At 45.8% G+C, this 23,580-nt stretch carries 27 protein-coding genes, 6 tRNA genes and 1 pseudogene; 13 read left to right on the top strand and 21 right to left on the bottom strand.

Annotation, left to right across the window (positions count from 1 at the left end):
- Nucleotide 1 precedes the first annotated feature (1 nt).
- The 10 genes from rplK to THERU_RS07025 all read right to left on the bottom strand — a co-directional run bounded on the left by rplK (nucleotide 2) and on the right by THERU_RS07025 (nucleotide 3,211).
- On the bottom strand, nucleotides 2–439 hold the full coding sequence (rplK, locus tag THERU_RS07070; RefSeq protein WP_025306577.1) for a 50S ribosomal protein L11: 438 nt from the start codon (nucleotides 437–439) through the stop codon (nucleotides 2–4).
- A gap of 31 nt (nucleotides 440–470) precedes the next feature.
- Nucleotides 471–1,196 (bottom strand): transcription termination/antitermination protein NusG, encoded by a 726-nt coding sequence (gene nusG, locus THERU_RS07065; protein ID WP_025306576.1) that lies wholly within the window; start codon nucleotides 1,194–1,196, stop codon nucleotides 471–473.
- On the bottom strand, nucleotides 1,196–1,390 hold the full coding sequence (secE, locus tag THERU_RS07060; RefSeq protein WP_025306575.1) for a preprotein translocase subunit SecE: 195 nt from the start codon (nucleotides 1,388–1,390) through the stop codon (nucleotides 1,196–1,198). Before secE ends, nusG begins: the two co-directional genes overlap by 1 nt.
- Before the next feature lie 12 nt (nucleotides 1,391–1,402).
- Nucleotides 1,403–1,475, bottom strand: a tRNA-Trp gene (locus tag THERU_RS07055).
- Nucleotides 1,475–1,633 (bottom strand): 50S ribosomal protein L33, encoded by a 159-nt coding sequence (rpmG, locus tag THERU_RS07050; RefSeq protein ID WP_025306574.1) that lies wholly within the window; start codon nucleotides 1,631–1,633, stop codon nucleotides 1,475–1,477. The genes THERU_RS07055 and rpmG overlap by 1 nt, the downstream gene beginning before the upstream one ends.
- 10 nt (nucleotides 1,634–1,643) lie before the next feature.
- Nucleotides 1,644–2,861 (bottom strand): elongation factor Tu, encoded by a 1,218-nt coding sequence (tuf, locus tag THERU_RS07045; RefSeq protein WP_025306573.1) that lies wholly within the window; start codon nucleotides 2,859–2,861, stop codon nucleotides 1,644–1,646.
- 20 nt (nucleotides 2,862–2,881) lie between these two features.
- Nucleotides 2,882–2,954: transfer RNA gene (locus THERU_RS07040), tRNA-Thr, on the bottom strand.
- A 14-nt stretch (nucleotides 2,955–2,968) separates the two neighbouring features.
- Nucleotides 2,969–3,040: transfer RNA gene (locus THERU_RS07035), tRNA-Gly, on the bottom strand.
- A 5-nt stretch (nucleotides 3,041–3,045) separates the two neighbouring features.
- Nucleotides 3,046–3,129: transfer RNA gene (locus THERU_RS07030), tRNA-Tyr, on the bottom strand.
- Between the two features lie 9 nt (nucleotides 3,130–3,138).
- Nucleotides 3,139–3,211 (bottom strand) — tRNA-Thr (locus tag THERU_RS07025).
- A gap of 63 nt (nucleotides 3,212–3,274) precedes the next feature.
- Between THERU_RS07025 and ppa the strand changes: the two genes are divergently transcribed.
- The 6 genes and pseudogenes from ppa (at nucleotide 3,275) to THERU_RS06995 (ending at nucleotide 8,299) form a co-directional block, all read left to right on the top strand.
- Nucleotides 3,275–3,808: an inorganic diphosphatase gene (ppa, locus tag THERU_RS07020; RefSeq protein WP_025306572.1), complete on the top strand. Its 534-nt coding sequence runs from the start codon at nucleotides 3,275–3,277 to the stop codon at nucleotides 3,806–3,808.
- Entirely contained in the window at nucleotides 3,805–4,776 is a 972-nt protein-coding gene (locus THERU_RS07015) for a KpsF/GutQ family sugar-phosphate isomerase (RefSeq protein ID WP_025306571.1), read from the top strand. Before ppa ends, THERU_RS07015 begins: the two co-directional genes overlap by 4 nt.
- Nucleotides 4,777–4,781: 5 nt before the next feature.
- A pseudogene (locus tag THERU_RS08380) lies at nucleotides 4,782–5,906 on the top strand (amidohydrolase); the annotation flags it as partial.
- A 148-nt stretch (nucleotides 5,907–6,054) separates the two neighbouring features.
- Nucleotides 6,055–6,127 (top strand) — tRNA-Pro (locus tag THERU_RS07005).
- Entirely contained in the window at nucleotides 6,127–7,200 is a 1,074-nt protein-coding gene (locus tag THERU_RS07000; RefSeq protein ID WP_025306569.1) for a 3-deoxy-D-manno-octulosonic acid transferase, read from the top strand. The genes THERU_RS07005 and THERU_RS07000 overlap by 1 nt, the downstream gene beginning before the upstream one ends.
- A complete protein-coding gene (locus THERU_RS06995) occupies nucleotides 7,190–8,299 on the top strand; it encodes an FtsW/RodA/SpoVE family cell cycle protein (RefSeq protein WP_025306568.1) in 1,110 nt (369 codons plus the stop codon). Before THERU_RS07000 ends, THERU_RS06995 begins: the two co-directional genes overlap by 11 nt.
- Here the strand turns inward: THERU_RS06995 and THERU_RS06990 are convergent.
- The 4 genes from THERU_RS06990 to THERU_RS06975 all read right to left on the bottom strand — a co-directional run bounded on the left by THERU_RS06990 (nucleotide 8,230) and on the right by THERU_RS06975 (nucleotide 12,084).
- Entirely contained in the window at nucleotides 8,230–9,174 is a 945-nt protein-coding gene (locus THERU_RS06990) for a glycosyltransferase family 9 protein (RefSeq protein WP_025306567.1), read from the bottom strand. The genes THERU_RS06995 and THERU_RS06990 overlap by 70 nt on opposite strands.
- Nucleotides 9,171–9,599: a DUF4878 domain-containing protein gene (locus THERU_RS06985; protein ID WP_025306566.1), complete on the bottom strand. Its 429-nt coding sequence runs from the start codon at nucleotides 9,597–9,599 to the stop codon at nucleotides 9,171–9,173. Before THERU_RS06985 ends, THERU_RS06990 begins: the two co-directional genes overlap by 4 nt.
- Nucleotides 9,596–11,017: an NADPH-dependent glutamate synthase gene (gene gltA, locus THERU_RS06980; protein WP_025306565.1), complete on the bottom strand. Its 1,422-nt coding sequence runs from the start codon at nucleotides 11,015–11,017 to the stop codon at nucleotides 9,596–9,598. Before gltA ends, THERU_RS06985 begins: the two co-directional genes overlap by 4 nt.
- Nucleotides 11,018–11,079: 62 nt before the next feature.
- On the bottom strand, nucleotides 11,080–12,084 hold the full coding sequence (locus tag THERU_RS06975) for a hydroxyacid dehydrogenase (protein WP_025306564.1): 1,005 nt from the start codon (nucleotides 12,082–12,084) through the stop codon (nucleotides 11,080–11,082).
- A gap of 123 nt (nucleotides 12,085–12,207) precedes the next feature.
- Between THERU_RS06975 and THERU_RS06970 the strand changes: the two genes are divergently transcribed.
- Genes THERU_RS06970 through rpmA form a run of 3 tightly spaced genes read left to right on the top strand, consistent with a single transcriptional unit; the run spans nucleotide 12,208 to nucleotide 13,057 of the window.
- The gene (locus THERU_RS06970; RefSeq protein WP_025306563.1) at nucleotides 12,208–12,447 is read left to right on the top strand and encodes a hypothetical protein; all 240 of its coding nucleotides are present in this window, start codon (nucleotides 12,208–12,210) and stop codon (nucleotides 12,445–12,447) included.
- A gap of 52 nt (nucleotides 12,448–12,499) precedes the next feature.
- Nucleotides 12,500–12,799, top strand: a complete 300-nt coding sequence (rplU, locus tag THERU_RS06965; protein ID WP_025306562.1) for a 50S ribosomal protein L21 — start codon at nucleotides 12,500–12,502, stop codon at nucleotides 12,797–12,799.
- Nucleotides 12,800–12,802: 3 nt separating this feature from the next.
- Nucleotides 12,803–13,057, top strand: a complete 255-nt coding sequence (gene rpmA / locus THERU_RS06960) for a 50S ribosomal protein L27 (protein ID WP_025306561.1) — start codon at nucleotides 12,803–12,805, stop codon at nucleotides 13,055–13,057.
- Here rpmA and THERU_RS06955 read toward each other — a convergent pair.
- From THERU_RS06955 to accD, 3 genes are read right to left on the bottom strand one after another with little or no spacing between them, the layout of a single operon-like run.
- On the bottom strand, nucleotides 13,054–13,707 hold the full coding sequence (locus THERU_RS06955) for a class I SAM-dependent methyltransferase (RefSeq protein ID WP_025306560.1): 654 nt from the start codon (nucleotides 13,705–13,707) through the stop codon (nucleotides 13,054–13,056). The two genes, rpmA and THERU_RS06955, sit on opposite strands and share 4 nt — an antisense overlap.
- On the bottom strand, nucleotides 13,704–14,312 hold the full coding sequence (locus tag THERU_RS06950) for a chromosome segregation protein ScpA (protein ID WP_025306559.1): 609 nt from the start codon (nucleotides 14,310–14,312) through the stop codon (nucleotides 13,704–13,706). Before THERU_RS06950 ends, THERU_RS06955 begins: the two co-directional genes overlap by 4 nt.
- Nucleotides 14,302–15,138: an acetyl-CoA carboxylase, carboxyltransferase subunit beta gene (accD, locus tag THERU_RS06945; RefSeq protein WP_025306558.1), complete on the bottom strand. Its 837-nt coding sequence runs from the start codon at nucleotides 15,136–15,138 to the stop codon at nucleotides 14,302–14,304. The genes THERU_RS06950 and accD overlap by 11 nt, the downstream gene beginning before the upstream one ends.
- 46 nt (nucleotides 15,139–15,184) lie before the next feature.
- On the opposite strand from accD, the gene THERU_RS06940 reads away from it, so the two are divergent.
- The 3 genes from THERU_RS06940 (at nucleotide 15,185) to THERU_RS06930 (ending at nucleotide 19,519) form a co-directional block, all read left to right on the top strand.
- The gene (locus THERU_RS06940) at nucleotides 15,185–16,666 is read left to right on the top strand and encodes an ArnT family glycosyltransferase (protein ID WP_025306557.1); all 1,482 of its coding nucleotides are present in this window, start codon (nucleotides 15,185–15,187) and stop codon (nucleotides 16,664–16,666) included.
- 6 nt (nucleotides 16,667–16,672) lie between these two features.
- Nucleotides 16,673–18,514 carry a vWA domain-containing protein gene (locus tag THERU_RS06935; RefSeq protein WP_025306556.1) on the top strand — a complete coding sequence of 614 codons (1,842 nt, stop codon included), beginning with the start codon at nucleotides 16,673–16,675 and terminating at the stop codon, nucleotides 18,512–18,514.
- 156 nt (nucleotides 18,515–18,670) lie between these two features.
- Nucleotides 18,671–19,519: a fumarate hydratase gene (locus THERU_RS06930; protein WP_025306555.1), complete on the top strand. Its 849-nt coding sequence runs from the start codon at nucleotides 18,671–18,673 to the stop codon at nucleotides 19,517–19,519.
- Nucleotides 19,520–19,614: 95 nt separating this feature from the next.
- Here THERU_RS06930 and THERU_RS06925 read toward each other — a convergent pair whose 3' ends face one another.
- Genes THERU_RS06925 through tyrS form a run of 4 tightly spaced genes read right to left on the bottom strand, consistent with a single transcriptional unit; the run spans nucleotide 19,615 to nucleotide 23,166 of the window.
- Nucleotides 19,615–20,382, bottom strand: coding sequence for a glycosyltransferase family 2 protein (locus THERU_RS06925; protein ID WP_025306554.1), 768 nt, complete (start codon nucleotides 20,380–20,382; stop codon nucleotides 19,615–19,617).
- The gene (locus tag THERU_RS06920; RefSeq protein ID WP_025306553.1) at nucleotides 20,382–21,017 is read right to left on the bottom strand and encodes an MBL fold metallo-hydrolase; all 636 of its coding nucleotides are present in this window, start codon (nucleotides 21,015–21,017) and stop codon (nucleotides 20,382–20,384) included. Before THERU_RS06920 ends, THERU_RS06925 begins: the two co-directional genes overlap by 1 nt.
- Nucleotides 21,014–21,985 carry a UDP-3-O-(3-hydroxymyristoyl)glucosamine N-acyltransferase gene (gene lpxD, locus THERU_RS06915; RefSeq protein WP_025306552.1) on the bottom strand — a complete coding sequence of 324 codons (972 nt, stop codon included), beginning with the start codon at nucleotides 21,983–21,985 and terminating at the stop codon, nucleotides 21,014–21,016. Before lpxD ends, THERU_RS06920 begins: the two co-directional genes overlap by 4 nt.
- The gene (gene tyrS / locus THERU_RS06910) at nucleotides 21,982–23,166 is read right to left on the bottom strand and encodes a tyrosine--tRNA ligase (RefSeq protein WP_025306551.1); all 1,185 of its coding nucleotides are present in this window, start codon (nucleotides 23,164–23,166) and stop codon (nucleotides 21,982–21,984) included. The genes lpxD and tyrS overlap by 4 nt, the downstream gene beginning before the upstream one ends.
- Before the next feature lie 41 nt (nucleotides 23,167–23,207).
- Here tyrS and THERU_RS06905 point away from each other — a divergent pair, with 41 nt between their 5' ends.
- On the top strand, nucleotides 23,208–23,576 hold the full coding sequence (locus THERU_RS06905; RefSeq protein ID WP_025306550.1) for a hypothetical protein: 369 nt from the start codon (nucleotides 23,208–23,210) through the stop codon (nucleotides 23,574–23,576).
- The last annotated feature ends 4 nt before the right edge of the window (nucleotides 23,577–23,580 follow it).

Here is a 23,580-nt window from a genome sequence, read left to right as displayed (position 1 = left end):
CTCACTCCTTCCAACCTTCTATTTCTATACCCATACTTTTGGCAGTGCCCGCAATGGTTCTCATGGCAGCGTTTAGGTCTGTGGTGTTCATATCCTTTAGCTTCATTTTAGCGATCTCTCTTAGCTGTTCCACAGTGATCTTACCTACCTTTTGCCTTTTGGGGTCTCCTGAACCCTTTTGAACCTTTGCCGCCTTTTTGAGAAGATAAGAAGCTGGGGGCGTTTTCATAACGAACGTGAAGCTTCTGTCTTGGTATATGGTGATAACGACGGGCACCACAGTGCCGGGCTCAAAGTCCTTGCTTGCTGCGTTGAACTGCTTGACAAACTCCATTATGTTCACACCGTGCTGACCAAGGGCAGGACCAACGGGAGGTGCAGGTGTAGCTTGCTGAGCTGGCAACATCAGCTCCACAACCGCAGTTACCTTCTTAGCCATTACCTACCTCCAAAGAGAATATAACATTATATCACAACTTCTCCACCTGAGAAAAATCTAACTCAACAGGTGTTAGCCTACCAAATATGCTGATCAGAACTGTTAGCTTTTCCCTCTCTGGATGAACCTCTTCCACAGTGCCGGTAAAGTTCATAAAGGGTCCCTCTATGACCCTAACCTGGTCGCCCTTCTCAAAGAGAATTCTCGTAGGTCTTACGCCCTTCTTCACAAAGGCTATGATCCTTTCCACCTCCTTTTCATCCAAAGAGGCAACCCTTCCGCCCACCAAGACAGGCCTATAGACGTGTGGTGTCTTTTCTATTGCCCTCAAGAGTGCATCATCCATATCTGCCTTTATAAGCAGATAACCTGGGAACATTTTGGATTCTAAGATAATCTTTGCCTCCGTTTTGTTCTCTTTGCACACTATTTTTTGCCCGGGCTTTGATATAGGAGGTGCCTCTACACACAAGTCTCCCTCTACACTTTCCAAAACCCTAACCTCTCCGTTCTCTATCCTAAAGGTGGTAACACCTTTTTTTCCAAGCACGCTTATGTCTCTATTGTTGCCACGCAGGGAGAGCCTGTATTTTTCCTTTCCCATAGTTTTTATGACCACCTTTTCCTCTGCGGGAACTATAACCTCCTCCACCTTATGAGAGAGCCCTTCCAAAGCTAATACCTTCAGAAGATTCTCCTTGGCGGTAGCCTCCTTTCCCGCTTCCACTTGCAGGGCATACCATTTATATTCACCCATTAGCCACCCCTCAAAGATAGTAGAAAGTTAATAATTCTAACAAAGACAATGTCTAAGACCCAAAGGTAGGTACCAACTACAAGGGCAAATATTATAACACTAACTGTTGCCTTTACGGCTAAATCTTTGCTGGGCCACGATACCCTATCAAGCTCTTGCCTTACGGACTTCAGAAAGCTCTTTATCCTTTCCATTTTTTCTCCATACGGGGCACGGAGGACTCGAACCCCCAACCGCGGGATTTGGAGTCCCGCGCTCTGCCAGTTGAGCTAGTGCCCCTATTTAACCTCTCTGTGTAATGTATGCTTCTTGCACCACTTGCAGTACTTCCTAAGCTCTAACCTTTGGGGTTTCTTCTGCCTATTCTTTGTGGTGGAGTAGTTTCTCCTCTTACACTCAGTACATGCTAAAACTACAACTTCTCTTGCTGCTGCCATTTTTCACACCTCAATCAAGTATTTTTGTAACGACGCCTGCACCGACGGTCTTACCACCTTCCCTTATGGCGAACCTCAAACCTTCCTCCATAGCTACAGGCTTTATCAACTCCACCTCAAGCTCCACATTGTCCCCAGGCATTACCATCTCCTGCCCTTCAGGCAACTTCACTATCACACCTGTCACGTCCGCAGTCCTAAAGTAAAACTGTGGCCTGTAATTGACAAAGAACGGACTGTGTCTTCCACCCTCTTCCTTGGTGAGAATATACACCTGTGCCCTAAACCTCCTGTGAGGTTTCACTGTCCCTGGCTTTGCCAAAACCTGACCTCTCTCTACGTCATCCTTACCCACTCCCCTCAACAGCACACCTATGTTGTCTCCAGGAAGTGCTTCATCAAGAACCTTCCTGAACATCTCTATAGAAGTTGCCACCGTCTTCAGAGGTTCTTCCCTAAGTCCTACAATCTCCACCTCCTCACCGGGCTTTAGGGTTCCTCTTTCTACCCTTCCTGTCACCACCGTTCCACGACCAGAGATGCTAAAGACGTCCTCTATAGGCATCAAGAAGGGTTTATCTGACTCCCTCACAGGTGTGGGTATGTATTCATCCATAGCGTTCACAAGCTCCACTATGGCATTGCACCACTTGTCTGGCTTTCCTGCTTCCAGCTCCTGCAAAGCCCCCAAAGCAGAACCTCTTATAACTGGCACATCGTCTCCAGGAAATTCGTATTTGTTCAAAAGCTCTCTCACTTCAAGCTCCACCAGGTCCAGAAGTTCTGGGTCATCTACCATGTCGCACTTGTTCATAAAGACCACGATGTATGGAACGTTAACCTGTCTTGCGAGCAATACGTGTTCCCTTGTTTGGGGCATAGGTCCGTCGGCAGCGGATACCACGAGGATAGCACCGTCCATCTGAGCGGCGCCCGTAATCATGTTCTTTATGTAGTCAGCGTGTCCGGGGCAATCTATGTGGGCGTAGTGTCTTTTGGCACTTTCATACTCTACGTGGGTTATGTTGATGGTGATACCTCTTTCTTTTTCTTCTGGAGCTTTGTCTATTTCTTCGTATTTCATGCATTTGGCTTTACCGCCTGGCAGTACGCCTGCGGCAAGGACACAAGTTATGGCAGAGGTTAGGGTAGATTTACCGTGGTCTACGTGCCCTATTGTTCCTACGTTTACGTGCTCCTTCTCTCTTACAAACTTCTCCTTTGCCATGCTACAACCTCCTAAATTTAAGCCCAGGACCGGACTTGAACCGGCGACCTCACCCTTACCAAGGGTGTGCTCTGCCCGCTGAGCTACCTGGGCTCTTTATTTACAAGAGCGGGCGACGGGACTCGAACCCGCGACCTGCTGCTTGGAAGGCAGCTGCTCTACCACTGAGCTACGCCCGCTACAGTGGAGGGGGCAGGATTCGAACCTGCGCAGGGCGGAGCCCGGGGGATTTACAGTCCCCTGCCTTTGGCCACTCGGCCACCCCTCCTGAGCCTAAAGCTGGCGGTGGGACTTGAACCCACGCCCGCGGGATTACAAATCCCGCGCTCTGCCCACTGAGCTACGCCAGCTCAGTATAAAAATTATATCATAATTCTGCGTTGAGGTATAATATTGCTCTCGGAGGAGTAAAGATGGACATAAAGAAGATACCCGCCGGCAAGAACCCACCAGAGGATATTTACGTGGTCGTTGAGATCCCCCAGGATAGTCCTATAAAGTATGAACTGGACAAGGAAACGGGTGCAGTCTTTGTGGATAGGTTTTTATTTACAGCCATGCATTATCCTTTCAACTACGGCTTTATTCCTCAGACCTTGGCGGACGATGGGGACCCGGTGGATGTTTTGGTAATATCAAGGTATCCTGTGGCACCTGGTAGTGTGATAAGGTGCAGACCTATAGGTGGCTTGGAGATGAGGGACGAAGAAGGTGTAGATACAAAGCTTATAGCGGTGCCCCACTCAAAGATAGACCCAACCTTTGACGAGATAAAGAGCGTGGATGATTTACCCAAGGCACTGCTGGATCGGATCAAGCACTTTTTTGAGCACTACAAGGAGCTGGAACCGGGCAAGTGGGTAAAAGTGGAAGGGTTCAGGGGTGTGCAGTTCGCTATAGATGAGATCAAAAAGGGCATAGAGAACTACAAGAAAAAGAGTGAATGAACCCTGAGGAGATCATCCGTAAGGCTAAAAGGGTAATAGAGGAGGAAGCACGAGAGCTTTCAAAACTTTCGGAAAGGTTAGACCATTCCTTTGTTAGGGCAGTTGAGCTTATCCTGAACTGTGAGGGAAAGGTTATAACCACGGGTGTCGGAAAGTCAGGACACATAGCCCAAAAGGTCGCATCCACCCTCTCCTCCACGGGTACGCCATCCCACTATCTTCATCCTTCAGAGGCCCTTCATGGAGACCTGGGAGTGGTGGAAGGTAAGGATGTGGTTTTGGCCTTTTCCAAAAGTGGAGAGTCTGCGGAGGTCTTGGCACTCCTTCCGTACATAAAGCTCTTGGGTACCAAGCTCATATCCGTTACCAACAACCCGAACTCCACCTTAGCAAAGCACTCGGATGTACATATATTTTTGGGAGTTTCCAAGGAAGCCTGCCCCTTGAACTTAGCGCCAACCACCTCTACCACACTAGCCCTGGTTTTGGGAGACGCCTTGGCTATGGTGCTTTTGGAGCTAAGAGGTTTTACAGAGAAGGACTTTGCCCTCAGACACCCCGCGGGCGCATTGGGTAGGAAGCTAAAGCTCGTTAAAGAGCTCTGCCATACGGGAGAAGAGGTACCCATCGTTAAAGAAGCAGATTCAATGAAAGAGGTGATTGTGGAGATCACCAGCAAGGGCTTTGGGGCGGTGGCGGTGGTAAATGAGGAGGGAAGGCTTGTGGGTATAATCACCGACGGGGACCTCAGAAGGTTCATAAACCGTGGTGGGGACCTAAACAACAGTCTGGCTAGGGATGCCATGACCACAAATCCCAAAACCGCCAGGATGGAGGAGTTGGCAGCGGAAGCCCTAAGAAGAATGGAGGACCACAAGATAACCGTCCTCATTGTGGTGGATGAGGAGAAAAGACCCATTGGCATAATACACATGCACGATATACTCCGTGCGGGGGTGATATACTAAGAGTTATGTTTGACCTTCTTGTAAAGGACGCCTTTGTAGTCTCCCTTGGAAAAAAGCTGAACGTGGGTGTAAAGGACGGCAAAATCGCCTACCTTGGAGAGGAGGAAAAGCCTGCCAAAGAGGTCCTAAGGGCAGAGGGAAAGCTACTTTTCCCATCCTTCGCGAACATGCACACCCATCTACCCATGACCCTTTTGAGGGGGCTCGGTGCAGACCTACCTCTCATGGATTGGCTACAGAAGGTTATATGGAAGTTGGAGGGAGAGTTTGTCTCTCCGGAGTTTGTTAGAGATGGCACCATTATAGCCTTAGCGGAGGGCATAAGAAGCGGAACAACCCTATTTATGGACATGTATTTTTTTGAAGAGGTGGTGGGGGAGGTAGCAAAGGAGGTGGGAGTGAGAGTTGGTCTTGGCTTTGGCATCCTTGACTTTCCCACCAAAGTGGCAAAAACGCCAGAGGAATACATAAAAAGGGCAAAAGAGTTTGTGAAGGCTTTCAAGGGAGAAGAGCTTGTCTTTCCCGTTCTTTGCCCTCACGCACCCTACACCTGCGGACCTTCCACACTGAGGAAAGTTTATGAAATCGCAAGGGAGGAGGATGTTTATATTCACACCCACTTGGCGGAAACTCAAGAAGAGGTGGAGAGGATAAAAGAAACTTACGGAAATACACCCGTTATGCACTTGGAAAGGTTGGGCATTTTGGACCAAAGATGGCTCTGTGCCCATGTGGTATGGACCACAGAAGAGGAGAGGGAAATACTCAAAGAAAGGGAAGTTAAAGTGTTACACTGTCCAGAGAGCAACCTAAAGCTTGCCTCGGGTATAGCACCTATTTGGGATTATGTTAAAAGGGGCATTCATGTGTGCCTCGGCACCGACGGTCCAGCATCCAACGATAACCTAAACATGCACGAGGAAATGTCCTTGATGGCTAAACTGCAAAAGGGTGCAAGCCTTGATGCAAAGGCTATGAACGCACAGACCGCCTTGATGATCGCCACTGAAAACGGCTTTCGTGCAGTTGGCATAAAAGGAGGAAAAATAGAAGAAGGCTACGACGCAGACTTTATACTGGTTAATGCGGATGCACCACACTGGCAACCTCTTTATGAGCCTATCTCCCAGTGGGTGTATAGTGCCAATGCGGAGGATATTGACACGGTAGTATGCAAGGGAAAAATTCTTATGGAAAAGAGAGAACTAAAGACCATAGATCAAGAAAGGGTAAAATTTTTGGCGCAAAAATGGCGTGAAAAGATTTTGGGTTTTATGACGGGGCGTGGCGCAGGTGGTGGCGCGTCGGCTTCGGGAGCCGAAGGTCGGGGGTTCAAGTCCCCTCGCCCCGATGTTTGAAAGAATATTTCCAAGGCTGAAGTTCAACACCACAAAACCCGTCCTTTGGTTTCACTGTGCCAGCGTGGGCGAATTCAACACCGCCAAACCCATCTTGAAAGCGTTAAGAAAGGACTTTTTTATACTGCTCACCTATTTTTCGCCCAGGGCAAGGGAATTTCTGAAAACTCAAGAAAGTTTTTACGACGCAATGCACCCGCTACCTCTGGACAATCCCCTTTCTGTGAAACTCTTTGAAAAACAGGCAAATCCATACGCCCTTTTGATCATGGAAAGGGAGCTTTGGTATTTCTTGCTAAAAGGTGTAAAGGCAAAGAAGGTTCTGCTCAACGCCTACGCAAAGGGTAGTTTTTGGGAAAGGGTACTTACAAGGCAATTTGACCTGATCCTATGCAGGACGGAAAAAGACAGAGAAATCTTTGAGGGCTATGGGGTTAATGCAATAGCTTGTGGTAATTTAAAGGTGGTCTTGGAAAGGGAAGAGAAAAGGGTCTCCCTAACACTCCGGGAGGGAAAGACAGTAGTGGCGGGTAGCTTCCATCCGCAGGAACTTCCCTTTTTGAAGGAGTTTTACAGAAGGCTTTTAGAGGAGATAGGTCAAGTCAATCTGGTGGTGGTGCCAAGGCATGTATCAAAGGTGGATGTGTTTATGGAAGGGTTTAAGGAGTTCAAACCTTGTTTAAAGAGTGAAAGCAGGGAAGACTGTCAGGTTATTGTGGTGGATAGCTTGGGTGAGCTTTTTTATCTTTATGCCTTTGGAGACTTGGCCTTGGTGGGTGGCACCTTTGCGGAGGGTGTGGGAGGGCACAACCTCTTGGAACCTGCCTATTACAAAAAGTTTGTCCTGTTTGGTCCCCACACCCACAAGGTGAGGGATTTGGAAGAGTTTATCCTTTCAAAGAATTTAGGTTTTAACGTGATAAGTCCTCAGGAAGCGGTGGTGATAGCAAAGGAGATTTTGGAGGGAAGGCTTGCATATCCAGACTTTAACCTGCAAGATTTTGCAAAGCAGGTTAAGGAATGCTACCTTTCAAACCTATATAAAATACTAAGCGATGCCCGATAGATGGATCCTTTACTCGGTTGTTTTGCTTTTTTTGATGGGGGAGACCGCTATAATAAGTGCCAACGTACTTTCCGCTTCGGAGTTTGACGTTCAAACACTGAAAAGACCGGTCTTACAGTTTGTGGTCTTTTTTGCGGGACTTTTGTTTTCCTTTTACATTGCTAAAATTGATTACAGAAGGTTATTTAAAGGAAAGTATGTATATCTTTTGGTGGGCGTTTCTTTGGTTTCCCTATTTGTTATTCTTGTAAAAAAACTGATCTCCGGCAAAGCAGTAGAGCGGTGGCTTTTTGGTGGCAGTGTGCAACCTTTAGAGTTTGCAAAGATAGCAATAATCATCTTTCTGTCTTACTACATAGTTAGCAAGGGGTCTTTGAGAAGCATAAAGACTTTCTCTTGGGCTTTTTTTATAGTCCTTTTGCACGCCATTTTTTTAGTTTTACAGCCGGACAAAGGTGGTGCCTTGTTTATACTCCTTCTTTCCTTTAGCCTTATGTATGTGGGTGGAATACCCTACCGGCTTTATATCCCCGCCATTGCCCTCGTGGGCTTTTTTAGCTTCTTTTTACTAAAAAGGGGTTATGTATCCGAAAGGTTATCTGCATGGATTGACCCTTTTGCGGACGCGGAGGATACTGGCTATCAGATCATACAGTCCCTCTATGCCCTCGCTAAGGGTGGTCCCTTTGGAGTGGGCATAGGTAAAGGTATTCAAAAAATGGGTGCACTGCCCGAGGCAGACACAGACTATGTTATTTCCATAATTGGAGAAGAGATGGGCTTTTTGGGTGTGATGATGGTGGTTTTGCTCTATGCTTTGCTGGTGGGCAGGCTGTTTTACTATTCCGTTAAGGTGGGTGAACCCTTAGGAAAGCTCCTGCTCTTTGGTGTAGCCATGAACTTTTCCCTTGCCTTTCTGTGGAATTTGGCTATGGCATCCAACCTTTTGCCACCTAAGGGTATAGCACTGCCCTTTGTCAGCTACGGAACTTCAAACCTTCTTGCATCTTTGATCATGATAGGCTTGGCTCAGTCTGTGATAAGGGTTTGGCAGAGGGAAAGGACCTTTTCTACGCTTACTGCCCTTACGCAGTCGTAGGTTCCTGTCTTGCACTTTTTTGGATTGGGCGAACAAGGAGAACAGGCAAGCTCTGGAGTAAGGTGCGCACCCTTTAGGGGATAAAAGCCGTAGATGGGGGAAGTGGAGGTGTAAATGGTTATAGCTGGCACATCTAAAGCATTGGCTATATGAACCGGGGAGGAATCGCAGGAGATCACAAGCTTTGCCCTTGAAATAACTGCCATAAGCTCCCTCAAAGAAGTTTTACCCACCAAGTTTATGGCGTATGCATCAAAAACCCTTGCCCTTTCCATATCCTTTCCCGTGCCTACCACTACTACTTTTTTTCCTATAGCCTTAGCCAATTCTAACCAATTCTTTATATCCCACTCCTTTAGCAAAAAATTAGAAAAGGGAGATAATACTACGTACTCCTCAGGAAGTTGGAATTTTCCCATTACGCTTTTAACCTCTTCCTCTTCCACAAAAAGTTTCGGATAGAGTTCTTCCGGTTCTGGGACAATGCCCAAAGGTTTCAAAAGCTGTGCGTTTCTTTCTACCTCATGCATGCCCCACCGGTGGGGAACTGTGTGGGTGTACAAAAAGGCAAGCTCAGATTTGTCAAAGCCTACCCTTAAGGGTATGCCAGAGAAGTAAAGAATGAGGGCTGTTCGCATAGACCTGTGGGCAGAAAGAACCACATCGTATGATCTTATAGTCTTTCTTATCCTGAAGGACTCTAAAAATCCCTTGTTGAATGGAATAAGCTCCACATCGTATCCCTTTAACAGTTCCTTTATGAAGGGTCTGCCTACAAAGCCGACCTTCTGAAACCTTTTTGTTAGAATTCTAAGAAGGGATGTGGCAAGGACCACATCCCCCAAGTAGGCAGTTTGCCACAGAAGGACTTTCATTTAACATTGGATATGCTGGCGATCTTCCACCTTTTCTCGTCCTTTATGGTGATAAAAGACAGTATCTTTTCCGTTCCGTTTTTGTCTATTACCTTGACTATAACTTCTCCATGCTTATCGTCTATGGCTTTGACATCCAAGACCTTAACCTTTTTAATGTTTTCTCCCATAGAACTTAAAACACAGGCAAGCATCTCGGAGGGCTTCATTTCTGTAAGTTGCAGGGGCAGTTTTACATCCTGCACTAGGGCATCCCTGAAGGGTGGATAGAGTAGCTTTACTGCTTCTTTGCCATCACCGTCCTTTATTGCAGAGATGAACTCTTTTACTGTGCCCTCTGAGGCTTCCTCTGGGCTTGTTCCGCAAGCCCTGAATACAAAAAAGCCTGCCAAAACCACTGCAAGAATTATGGCTACCTTTTTCATTTCTTTACCTCCATAAGGTATTTGTGTATAGATTTTGCAGCTTTTCTGCCATGGGCTATTGCCCTTACCACTGTGTCTCCCCCATTAACCACATCCCCGCCCGCAAAGAGGCCCTCTATGCTGGTTCTAAACTCTTCATCTACCATGACGGTACCCCAGGGAGTTAGCTCCAAGCCCTTAACCTCTCCGTAGGCTACTGGGTTTGCCTTTTGTCCTATGGCAAAGATCACCGAATCGCATTCTATTATATGTTCGGAGCCAGGAATTGGTTCTGGTTTTGGTCTTCCGCTCTCGTCTGGTTCTCCAAGTTGCATCTTTATACACTTAACACCCACTACCTTTCCTTCTTCATCGCCTAAAATTTCCACCGGTTGAGTAAGCCAATGTAAAATGGCACCTTCTTGGGCTATATGGTCCCACTCTTCATCCCTTGCGGAGGATGTCTCCCGTGTCCTTCTGTATAGCACGTGAGTCTCTACACCAAGCCTTAGGGCGGTTATGGCACAATCTACCGCAGTAAAGCCTCCACCTATTATGGCAGTGCGCTTACCGAGTTTTACCGGCGTGCCAGAGTGAGGAAACTCGTTTGCCTTTAGCAGACCCACCCGAGTTAAGACCTCAATAGCAGAATAGACGCCCTTTAGGTGGTCTCCCTTTATACCAAGGCTTCCCCTTCCCGCACCAACTCCCAAAAACACCGCATCGTATTTTTCCAAAAGCTCCTCTAACTTAACAGTCCTGCCCACAACCCATCCAAAAAAGAAACGTACTCCAAGTCTTTTGAGTCTTTCCACTTCCCAGTCTAATATACTCCTGTCCAGTCTTGCAGTAGGTATGCCATAAGTCATAACTCCACCAGCCTTTGGAAGGGCTTCATAAACATCCACGCTGTGTCCAAGTATAGAAAGTTCGTATGCACAGGCCAAACCACTGGGACCAGCACCCACCACCGCAACCCGCTTTCCGGTGGGTTCTGCCCTTTGCTCCAACTGAACCCCCGAGATACGCACAAAGTCCCCCACAAACTTCTCCAAGGCTCCTATGCTAACGGGCAAGCCTTTGTTTTTTCTGTTTCTTACCGTATCGTAGTACAGTATGCAAGAGCCCTCACACTGCTTCTCTTGGGGACACACCCTACCACACACAGAGGGAAAAGGATTAGACTGTACTATAACCCTGTAAGCACCAAAGAGGTCCCCTTCCGAGAGCTTTTTTATAAATCCCGGTATATCAATGCCAGCGGGACAAGCCTTTATGCACCTTTGGTCCGCATCCTTGCATAGCAGACATCTTTTTGCCTCGTCCAAGGCAAGGGAGACCGAATACCCAAGGGCATACTCCCTGAAGGTCTTTACCCTCTCCTGTGGTGCTAGCAGGGGTTCATGGTTTCTATCCTCGTAGCGGATTTTTATGGGCATTGTAGTGTAATTATATCCTAAAAAACTTAAAGTGAGAAATCCAGAAAAGCTGGAAAAATCCTTCAATGATCATGGACCACATTCTTGGGTTTCCCTTCCAAAAAAGCCCTTAGGTTTTCTACAACAGTGCTAAGCATTCTAAAGAGGGCATCCCTAGTGTTGTATGCATTATGGGGTGTGACTATAACTCTTTCTTGCTTGGCAAGATAGGAAACCAAGAGAGAATTTTGCAAAGTTTCTGAAGAAAAACTTCTATCCAGATAAGCATCCTCTATGAGGGCTTCTTCTCCTTCAAAAACATCCAAGGCAACGCCCCCAAGTAGTTTCCCCTCCTTCAGAGCCTTAACCAAAGCTTTTGTTTCCACCACAGGACCCCTGGCGGTGTTTATTAGCATAGCTGTGGGTTTAAGAAGGTCTATATTACTCGCATTTATAAGGTGATGGGTTTGAGGAGTGTACGGCACATGGATGGTTATTATGTCTGACTCCTTCAAAAGCCTCTCAAGCTCCACATACTCCACATGATAGTTTCTCACCAGGCTTTCATCCTCCACAAGGTCGTAGGCAAAGATTCTCATATCAAAGGCATGGGCGAGTTTTACAACATACTTCCCTATCCTACCTGTTCCAATAACTCCTAAGGTTTTACCAGAAAGGTCAAAGCCAGATAACCCTTCCCGAGAAAAAGTCCCCCTTGAAGTTCTCTGCACTGTCTCCTTCAGCTTTCTTGAAAGGGCAAGCATAAGGGCTATTGTGTATTCTGCCACTGTGATGGATGCATAGTCGGGCACATTACAAACTACAATGCCACTATCCATTGCATACCTTACATCTATGTGGTCATAGCCTGTGCTCCTTGTAATAATAAGCCTGAGCCTTGGAAGTTGGTCTATAACCTCCCTGTCCACTCGTGAATCTACAAACACAATCACCGCTTCCGCATCCTTGTATTTATGCACTGTGTCCTTGTTAAGCCTGTCTTCCGAAAATTTCAGTTCAATGTCCTTTACTACTTCTGTAAGATACCTTCTTTCCCACTCCTTGGTTTCAAAAACATAAACTAGCATTTTTTCATCCCTGTGCTTTTGTTACAAGTATTCTATCATGTGCGATGTAGTTTATAAAAAACTTGACAGCCCTTTGAATATTACTATATAATTAAGAACAAAACTCATTAGGAGGTAGATGAAATGAGAAAGTTACTGCTACTTGGAGTAGCAAGCATAGCTCTGTTTGCTGTATCCTGCCAGCAAAAGCCTGCGGAACAGCCTGCAGGAGAGCAAAAGCCCGCTGAACAACAGCAGCCTGCTCAAGAGCAGCAACAACCTGCTGGCGAGCAACAGCAACAACAGCAACAACAACCTGCCGGCGAACAACAACAGCAACAACCCGCTGGTGAACAACAACAACCTGCAGGCGAAAAGAAGTAAGCATTAAAACCTGTGGGGGGCATAGCCCCCTTTTTAAATTGGAGGAATGTACATGTACGCTATCATAGAAACAGGCGGAAAGCAATATATGGTAAGCCCTGGTGATAAGTTAAAGGTTGAAAAGTTGAATTTAAATGAGGGAGAGCTTGTGGAGTTTAAGCCTGTTTTAGTAAGAAAGGAAAACGGCGAAGTTGTCCTTCAAAAAGGAAAGGTTATAGCGGAGGTTTTACGTCACGGAAAGCACAAGAAGGTTATCGTCTTTAAATTTAGGGCTAAGAAGAATTACAAGAGATGGAGAGGACATAGACAGCCCTACACGGAGATTATAATAAAAGAAATACAGGAGGTGTGAAAGATGGCGTCCAAGGCAAGCGGTGGTTCAACGAAAAACGGTAGAGATAGTCATTCGAAAAGGTTAGGTGTAAAGAGGTTTGACGGGCAGATAGTTCGCGCAGGAAACATACTGGTAAGGCAAAGGGGTACTAAAATCTACCCGGGCAAGAATGTGGGTATGGGTTCTGACTTTACCCTGTTTGCTTTGGTGGATGGTGTGGTAAAGTTTGAAACAAGAAGGAACAAAAAGTTCGTTAGCGTTATTCCAATAACCTAAATCCTTTGGGCGGAGACGATATAGACTATACCAAATAGTCTTTTTTGTGTTTTTATCACTTTAAAGCCGTTGGATTCAAGCTCCCTTTTTAGTTCTTCTTCACTCAAACTGTTTTCCAATGAGTGTATAAAAAATTCCCACTTATCCCTGCCGAAGAGCATAAGACCCAAAGGTTTTATGGGAAACTTCATAAGAAAAACCAAAAGGGGAGTGAGCCAAAACTTGTTTATGTCAAGAATTGCCAATCTTCCTTCGGGCTTTAGAACCCTTCGGGCTTCCTTCAAAAACTGATCCCTGTTATAGAGATGTCTGTATACCAAAGATAGGGTAATGGCGTCAAAGGATGAGGTTTTAAAGGGCACGTTTTCCGCATCTGCAAGAACAAAACCGCAATTGGGACACTTTTTGCGTGCAACCTTTAACATACCTAAGGAAAGGTCGATACCTACCCTCATGGCTTGAGGGTCTGCTTGCAAAAGCACCTCTCCTGTTCCCGTGCCCACATCCAAAAGAGTCTTTGCTCCTTCAACTTCTTTCAACATGGCCCTCTGCCAATCTTTGATCCTTCTAAAGGTTATAAGGTTCAAAAAAGTGTCGTAATGCCTGCTAACCGAAGAAAAAACGTCGGCGATAATTTGTTTATGCTTCATAGCACTTCCACCTCAATGTCTGAGTATGGCTCTCTTTGGTAGGCATCCACTCTACCCTCTTGGTACAGGGTCATCAGACCCATAAGGTAGGGAACCGGATTTCTGTTTGCCACAAAGCCCAAAAAGGAAAATTTCCTGATACCTTTCATTATTAGTTCTTCAATCTCCCTTAGGGCATCTTCAAACTTTGATACATGTATGGGTATTTTTTTCCCTTTTTTCTTTACTTCCCTCTTGTAAGCCTGTAGCTTTCTTTTTATGGTTTTTATCTGTTCCTCCACAATTTCATTGGTGTCTGTTTGGTTATCGTGCTGTGCTTGTTCTGTTGACTCCTCTTCAAACATTTGAACGATTTCTGCCAGGGTATATTTTCTCTCCCTCCTCTTTTTGGGTTCTGGAAAGAGAACTTCCACCTGTTTTTTTAGCAGAAAGACCGCCGCAGAGAGCGCCCTTGCGGGAACCCGTAGGTCAAGAAGTTCCATTTTTCTTATTTCTTGAATGTACAGGTTTGCAAGCTGTGCTATATCCACATTCCAAGGGTCCAACTTCCCTTCCTCCACCAACCGGTAGGCTATGGCAAAGGGGTGCTCTTCTTCATACAGCATGGCATCCTTTCCTGTAGGTGGCTATCTTAAGGAGTTTATAGACTGTATCTTTTATATCCTTTCTATGCACGATCATGTCTATCATACCCTTTTCAAGCAAAAACTCTGCAGTCTGAAAACCCTCTGGAAGCTGTTGCTTTATGGTCTGCTCTATTACCCGAGGTCCCGCAAAGCCTATTAAAGCACCCGGCTCTGCCATGATAATATCTCCGAGGAAGGCAAAGCTGGCAGATACTCCACCCATGGTGGGATTCGTTAGAAGGGTTATGTAGGGTACTCTCCTTTCCTTCAAAAAGCCTACTCCGATGGAGGTCTTTGCCATCTGCATAAGGGAAAGTATGCCTTCCTGCATCCTTGCACCACCGGAGGTTATGACAGCAAAGAGGGGTATCTTTTGCTCTGCGCTTAGCATACATGCCCTGTAAAATCTTTCGCCCACCACCGAGCCCATACTGCCACCTATAAAGTTAAAATCCATCGCGCAGAGGATTATCTCTATATCCTTTAACTTTCCACGGGCAACTACGATAGCCTCTGTGAGGTTTGTTTCCTTTTGGGCTTGGCTGAGCCTTTCTTTGTATGGTTTGTTGTCTTTAAATTTCAGAGGGTCCGTGGGAAGAATGTTTTCAAAGAGCACAGAATAATCGGTGAGTATGGACTTGACCCTTTCCATTGAACCCATGGGGAAGTGATAGTTGCACTTAGGACAAACATTTAGGTTCTCCTTTAGCTCTGGCACATAGAGTATGGACTTGCAAGAGGGACATTTGGTCCATAGTGCCTCTTTCTCTTGATCCTTTTTCTTAAACCTATCTAAAAAGCCCATCTGCAAGAATAAATTTTAAGGGAAGTTTAGGTTTATGATATATAGGATGGCTATCTACCCTCTGATCCTTCTCTCTCTTTTGATTTACTTTTTCAACCTTGGTGCCTTTCAGGTTTGGCAACCCAACGAAGCCTTTTATGCGGACGCAAGCAGGCGTATGTTAGAGACAAAGGACTTTATAACGCCCATATACAACGGGGAGCTGAGGTTAGAAAAGCCTCCTTTGACCTATTGGTTGGTTAGCTTGGGCTTTTATATCTTTGGTGTCAACGAGTTTGCCCTGAGGTTCTTTCATGCCCTTTTGGGGCTTTGCACTGGGCTTTTGTCTGGCATTTTGGCATGGCTTTTAACAAAAAACCTTAAAACCGCCCTGCTTTCCTTTCTTGTTGTGGTTCTCTCTTTGCAGTTTTTTGCTAACGCCCATTACGCATCTCCGGAGGTGCCTTTAGCCTTTTTCATTGCCCTTACTCTGACCCTGTGGTATGGTTATTACATAACAAAAAACACATCCCTTTTGGTCTTTGCCTTTCTTTCTTCTTCCCTTGGCATGTTGGTAAAGGGTCCAGTAGCCTTTGTAATGCCAGCGTTGATTATTTTTATTTTCCTTCTTTTAGAGGACCGGAGGGAAATTCTAAACAAAAAGTATTATCTTTTAACGCCCTTTGCCCTACTTTTGGGTCTTTGGTGGCACATATACCAAACTTGGGTTAACGGAAGGGATTTTTTGAATGTTTTCTTCTCAGAAAACTTTAAAAGGATTTACGCAGGAGAAGACCCTATCTATTTTTATCTTTTGGATACACTGGTTAGCTTTTTGCCCTACTCTGTGCTGTTCTTTCCTGCCTTGATTTGGGCTCTTTTAAGAAAGGAACTGAGGTTTGCGGTTGTTTGGACCCTTTCTTTTTTTCTGGTCTTTAGCCTGATAAAGCAAAAAATTCCCGTTTATGTGATGCCTGCCTATCCTGCCATGGCAGTAATTACCGCCCACTTTTTGATGGAAGGTCCCTGGGAAAGGTTAAAAAGATTTTGGGCGGTCTTTGTGTGTTCTCTCTTTTCGTTGGTGATCCTTTTGGGTGTATTTTACTTTGACCTTGCCAAGGGTTGGGCTTTACTCTCCTTGGTGCCTCCTTTAGCACTACTCTTTGAAAGAAAGCTTGCACCTCTGTTTGGTACGGTAGTCTTTTACCTTTTCCTTTTGGGGGCTGTCCTTCCTTACTTAGAAGGGTACAGGCATTACAGAGAACTGGGAAGTTTCATAAGGGAGTTGGACCCAAAGGGCGAGCTAAAAACCTATCAGGTGGGACACTTTAACCATAATCTACCTTTTTATGCAAAGAGAAAGATCATAAGGGATCAAGCGCCCGAGAAAGGTTCAATAGTGGTCTTTGAGCTTAGTTCTTTTGACCGCTGTACACCTTTGAAAACCTTTGAACTGTATAAAGGCTCCGAATCGAGACTCTTTAAGTTTATGTTAGACACGAAAAGAAAGAAGAACTTCTCTCAGTTTGGTGTTTGCTTATATTTTTAAGGTTGGATGAAGGACAAGTGGAAAGCTATTGCCAACCTTTTGGAGAAGGAAACAGGCGTAATGGTGGAACCCTCTTATGAGGGCTGGGGGGCTGGATATGACCCTGTTTATGTTCCACTCTTGGAGATGTGGGCAAGGGGAGAGCTTGAGGAGATCCCTCCCATTGCAAAGGTGCCAAAGGGTGTAGTCTTTAATGCGTTGGAGCTTTCAAAGAAGAGTGAAGATTATGCCATAAACTCAGTAAGGCATGAAATATACTATCTTTTACACACGGACCTCTTTTTGTGGAGGTTGGGGCAAAGGGAGGTTTTCAAGTTTGGCTACCCGCCCACTGTCTTTTTGGTGCTATATTCCCTTTTGGAGTCTTTGAGGGTGGATGAGGAGATTTTAAGGAGCCATCCTTCTTCAGAGGGAGCTCTAAAGCAAAGGTGGGAGGAGGTCTTAAAGAACTTAAAGGATCTATATCCACATCAGGGCTTTGCGGTGGAGTTCGCGAGGACTTGGCTTGGCTCTTCGGGGCTTTCAAGGGAACTTTACAGGAGCCTTCAGCAGTATTTGCAGAGCAAAAGCAAGGACGCTTACGAAGTGCTTATGGGTGAAATCTTTGGCAGATACAGGGCGTACATTGAGCAATCCCAAGCATTAAACTACATAGACCTCCTTTTGGAAGAGGCAAAGGGAAGGGTAAGAAAGGATGCCCACAAGGGTAGGATTATGACCGATATTTTGAAAAAGCTCCCTGAGAGTTTGCAGACGGTGATTCAAAATAGCAAAGAACTCAGGGCTGAAGAGATCCCTGAAGATATAAGGGAAAAGGTGCTTGCCCATCTTAAAACCCTCCCTGAGTGGATGAGGGACTACATAAAACAGATGTCTTACTTGGATATGGTGGAAAGGGACCTAAGGTTCATAACAAACTTTTTGCCCAAAACCCTGGAGACAGATTTAGAGCACAAGGGCTTTTTGCTGTTTTTGATAAAGCCTTGGGATCTGAGCAGTGCTTTGGAGGGAAAGTTCAAGAACAAAAACTACGGAGAGTTATCCGATAGAGATAAAAGATACATAAAAGAGCATGGCTTAACCGAAGAAGAATTCAAAACTTACAGTAGGCTTTTGAAGGATGTGAGGATCTATGTGGATGCCTTTAAAAGGAAGTTTGAGAGGTTCTTGCCAAAGGAGGAAGAGGGTTGGCAATCCTCTTATGCCATTGGCAAGCGAATAGATTACAAGAGAATTCAAAGGGAGGTACCCATAAAGAGGGGGAAGTTTTTTATGAGAAGGGAGGTGCCACAGGAAAAAAAGCTCGCCTTTAAGCTTCTAATAGACGTTTCTTCCTCTATGAAGAAGGAAAACAAAGCCATAAACGCCCTAAAGGCACTCTTGCTCTTTTGTGAAACACTTAACGCCCTAAACATGCCCTTTTCCATATCCGCCTTTAGCGATAATGTTTTTAGCCTAAAGTCCTTTGACGAGGACTACAAGCAGGTTAAATCCAAGCTCTTGAACCTTCCAAACCTTTTGGGTGGTGGCACAAACTTAGAAAAGGCAATCCTTCAAGGCTCGGAGGAGTTGGAGCTCTTTTGCAAAAAGAACCATCTTAGGGGTGTGCTCATAGCCTTCTCGGACGGAGAGCCTACGAGGGGACTAAAGGGGGAAGCCCTGAGGTCTCTCGTAAGGGAAGTCAAGGGGAAGTTTCCCGTAGTGGGCGTGGGTGTGGGAAAAGAGAAAAACTATATAGAAGAGTACTTTGAGGGCACTGGCATAAGGATCTCAGAAGTTTCTCAGCTTGGGCAGGCTTTTTTAAGAGTGGTAGAAAACTATTTGAAACGGGCTTGGTCTGAGGTTTAAAATCTTTACTAAATGCTGAGCAAACTGTTGGCTGGATTGAAAATATAGATGAGCTAAAATACACACGCAGTAGTTGGGAAGAGTTTTTAAAATCGGTGGGACTTTACTAAATGGTGCGTTCTTGCGAATTTCTCATGATGCGTTAATATATAAGCTATGCCGAGGGAAATTGAATATGAAAAGATAGTGGAGGCGGTGAAAGAAATTGCCCTTAGGGCAAACTATAAGTTGCCCAAAGATGTGGTTCATGCTTTCCAGCAGGCCTTGGAAAGGGAAGAGTCTGAACTGGGAAGGGAGGTTCTCAGGCAGATTCTACTAAACGCAGAGGCTGCAGAAAAGGAGGAGATGGCTTACTGTCAGGATACAGGTGTGGCGGTGGTTTTTGTGGAGATAGGGCAGGAAGTCTGCGTAGTGGGAGGCTCTCTGAGGGATGCCATAGAGGAGGGTGTAAGGCGGGCATACACGGAGGGCTACCTTAGGGCTTCCATGGTCTATGACCCTGTTTTTGAAAGAAAGAACACAAAGGACAACACACCACCCATAATACACTATGAAATTGTCCCTGGTGATAGGTTAAAGCTCATCTTTGCTCCAAAGGGTGCAGGTTCAGAAAACACTTCACGCTTGGCAATGCTAAAGCCCGCCGATGGGTGGGAAGGAGTAAAAAGGTTCGTTCTGGAGACGGTAAAGCTGGCAGGTCCCAATGCGTGCCCTCCCTTTACGGTGGGTGTGGGCATAGGTGGAAACTTTGAGTACTGTGCGTTGCTAGCAAAGAAAGCCCTGCTCAGACCAGTGGGAGAAAGAAGCAAAGACCCTGTAGCGAGAAGGATAGAGGAGGAGCTCCTTGAGGAGATAAACAAGATCGGATGGGGACCCATGGGCTTTGGTGGTACCACAACAGCCATTGACGTGAAGGTGGAGCTCTATCCGTGCCATATAGCGTCCTTGCCCGTAGCTGTGAATATTCAATGTCATGCATCAAGGCACGCGGAGGTGGAGCTTTGAAGTGGTTTTTGATCTTAGCTTTCATAGGTCTGATAACCGTTCTTTTTCTCTCCGGCTTTGCCTTTAGATGGCTAAGAAGTGTGCTAAGCAGGTAATTATCTCTTCCAAAGGTTCTCTTTGTATTTCTCTTTTAGCTCAAGCTCAAGGAGAAACATGTATTTCAAAAAGGTATAAAAAAATGAGGAAAAGGCTACCAAAAAGCCTCTAACACCGTCCAGAAAGCCCCTTTGAAGAAAATAAACCTTAAAAAAGCTCCACAGTGGGTTAAACAGAAGATTATAAAACCTAAACTTTCTGCCCTTCTTATGGTAAGCTTCCGCCATTATCTTTGCATACTTTAAGGTCTTTTCATACTGATGGTAGAGGTTTTCATAAGAGTAGTGATAGAGGTCTCCCTTTAGCTTGTGCGCCTTTCCTTTGAAGACCGCTTGCTCGTGGAGATCTCCTTCAAACCTTACCAGACCCTTTTTAAAAAGCCGAACCCTCCATTCGGGATACCAAGTGTGCTCAAGAAATTTACCAAGGTAGTAGGTTTTTCTGCAAACCATATAAACCTCCGCAGTATGGGAAGATATGGCTTTTGATATAGAATTTCTTAGCTCCTCCGAGACTTCTTCGTCTGCGTCCAAGACCAAAACCCAATCCTCTGAGCATAGCCCTATACCTCTATTGAGTTGTTGTGGATATCCATCCCACTCATGGAAAAATACCTTTGCTCCAAGGCTTTTGGCAATTTCTACCGTTCTGTCGGTGGAGCCCGAATCAAGAACTACAATTTCGTCGGCAATGTCTTTCACGCTTTCAATTGCCCTTTTTATGTTTTTCTCTTCGTTTTTTGTTAGGATCAAAACAGAAAGACCCATCAACGGCTCAGAATCTCCCTCAGCAGTGGGTTGAACCTTTTTTCCCTTCCTATGGTAGTTTCCTCTCCGTGTCCGGTGATCACGCGCACATCCTCCGGAAGTTCCAAAACCACCCTACGCAAGGACTTTTTCAAATCCTCCAAGTTACCACCCGGTAGGTCCCAGCGTCCTACGGAACCCCTAAAGAGCAAGTCGCCTGCAATGAGCAGGTTTTCCTCTGAGTAAAAACAGCAGTGTCCGGGTGTATGCCCGGGTGTGTGTAGGACCTTCAACCTTATCTTTCCAAAGCTAAGTTCCATACCCTCCTCCAAAAAGTCATCGGGCTCAGGGCAGGGCAGGTCTGCACCTACATAAAGGTCAAAGCCCTTCCATATTGGGTCGTTGAGCAAGAAAAGGTCTTCCTTATGCACCAAAAAGGGAACACCCAACCTTTCCTTTAAACCCTTAACCTGTCCCACGTGGTCTATGTGTCCGTGGGTAGCAAGGATATACTTGGGCGTGGTTCCCTCCAATGCCTTTAAAATCGCATCCAAATCTGCCCCCGGGTCTATTACCACCGACTGCCCCGTGTCCTCATCTATAATCACAGAACAGTTCATACTTAAAGGTCCCACAGGAATAACCTTTAGGATCATTTCTTGAAGAGCTCCGGAAGTTTTAAAAGATAAACGTAGATCCTTTTCCACTTGCTCCACTCCATAGCTGGCAGTGCTGCTCCGTAAATCTTGTTGGGCTCCAAGTCCTTTGATACCCCAGACTTTGCGGCAACTTGCACGTTGTCGCCTATATTCACATGGTCCGCTACACCCACCTGCCCAGCAAGAACGACATTCCTGCCAGTTTTTACACTTCCCGAGAGCCCAACCTGACTTACTATTATGTTTCTCTCCCCCAAACGACAGTTGTGGGCAACCATAACAAGGTTATCTATTTTGGTTTCCTTTCCCACAATGGTGCTGTCAAGCATTGCCCTGTCTATGGTAGTGTTTGCGCCTATTTCCACATTGTCCTCAATGACCACATTGCCTATATGGTTCAGCTTGATTATGCCCTCCTTGGTTATGTGATAGCCAAAGCCGTCTGCCCCTATGACCGCTCCACTGTGGATACGCACATTCTTTCCTATAACGGTCCTTGGGTATATATGAACTCCGCTGAAGATAACCGTGTTTTCTCCCACAAAGGAGTGGTCTCCGATGTAGCTAAAAGGATAAACCTTTACGCCTCTTTCAAGGACTACGTTTTTTCCAATGTAAGCGAATGGTCCCACATAGACATCCTCTCCCAACACTGCCGAGCTTTCCACGTGGGCCTTTTCGGAGATGCCCGTGGGATGCTCTTCTGGATATAGCTTTTCCAGAACGATAGCCAAGGCAAGCCTTGTGTCTTTTACCAGTATGTAGCTTGGATGTTCTACTGGCTTTGAAACCACCAAGGTGGTGTCTTTTACATCCTTTACCCTTTCCGCATCCCTCTCGGAGGGACAAAAGATCAAAGTTTTCTCCTTTGGGTTCTCCAGAGAAGACACGCCTACAAGTTCTAAGTTTTCACCAAAAAGCAAACCACCTACCAAGTCTGCAATATCCTTAGAGTTAAACCTCATTTAGGCACCACCCTGTAAAATCTCTTTTTACCCACCTGAAGGCGAAGCTCTTCTTTTACCTCTATCTCTTGGTTTGGGTCCTCCACCTTTGTACCGTTTATCCTTAAGCCTCCTCCTTCCACCACCCTTCGGGCGGAGTTTTTGGAACCCTCTATACCAAGCTCAAACAAAAGCTCGTAAGCCCTCCTTTTAAGACCATAGGGAACCTCTATGATGGGGGCATCCTCGGGAAATTCTCTCTGGGAGAAGGTTTTAACGAAGAACTCTAAAGCCTTGTCCGCCTGCTCTTTGCCGTGGAAACGCTCTACTATATAGTGGGCAAGCTTCTTTTTAGCCTCCATTGGGTGCAAGTTTTTCTTGAAGTTCTCTATCTCCTCCTCTGTGTAGTCGGTTAAGAGGGTGTAGTACTCCCACATAAGGTCGTCTGAGATGGACATGATCTTGCCAAACATACTTTCCGGCTCTTCCTGTATGGCTACGTAGTTTTGGTAGGATTTGGACATTTTTCTCACGCCGTCTAAGCCTACAAGCAGTGGCAGGGTTATGCAAACTTGCGGTTCCTGTCCAAAGGCCCTCTGTAGGTCCCTTCCCACCAGAAGGTTAAACTTTTGGTCTGTGCCACCGAGCTCTACATCCGCCTTCAAAAAAACCGAGTCGTAGCCCTGCAGTAGAGGATATATGAACTCATGAATGTATATGGGAATGCCTTCTTTAAAGCGCTTTGAAAAGTCATCCCTTTCTAACATCCTTGCCACCGTGTATTTTCCTGCCAGCCTTATGATCCCTTCGGTTCCAAGCTCAGAAAGCCAGGCGCTGTTGAAAACTATGTTGGTCTTTTCTGGGTCAAGGATTTTGAAAACCTGATGCTCGTAAGTTTTGGCGTTTTCCAATACCTCCTCCCTTGAGAGGGGAGGCCTTGTTTCGCTCCTGCCTGTGGGGTCCCCAATCATGGCAGTAAAGTCTCCGATCACAAAATAGACCTCGTGTCCAAGCTGTTGGAACTGCCTAAGTTTTTGAAGTAAAACCGTATGACCAAGATGCAGGTCCGGTGCGGTTGGGTCAAAGCCCGCCTTTACCCTCAGGGGTCTTCCTTCCTTCAGTTTTTTCAAAAGCTCTTCCTCTTCAATGATCTCAACAGTACCTCTTTTTATAATGCTCAGCTGTTCTTCAGGAGAGAGCATGTGTAAAATTTTAAACGCTTTTCTGTTAAACTTTTATAGCTATGAGGAAACTAACCTTAGCTTTGTTAATACTTTCTGCCTCCTGTGGGATGGTGAGAACGGGCGAAGAAGGACTTTATAAATACAGCCTGCGCACTACGATTATAGAAAACGTGGAAAACTGCGAGAGCTTGCTAAAGAAGGAAAGCCTTAGACCTCAGGTGTGTGGGAGGTGCAAGATAACCTTTGAACCCCAGAGGAATAGGCTTGTGGTGGCGGAAACCGATGAATGTGTGCCATACAACGCCTACGGATGCTATACTACATCGGGAGATACCTTCATAATAAACACGGTAAGCTGTAAGCCTTTGACGGAGAGATTGCCACGAACTCCGGAACAACCCGTGGACAAAAAAGAGCAAAAGAGGTAAAAAG

The organism is Thermocrinis ruber (assembly GCF_000512735.1).
Lineage (GTDB): Bacteria > Aquificota > Aquificia > Aquificales > Aquificaceae > Thermocrinis > Thermocrinis ruber.
Note: the sequence above shows the minus strand (reverse complement) of the source record. Positions and strands in the feature narration are given on the sequence as shown.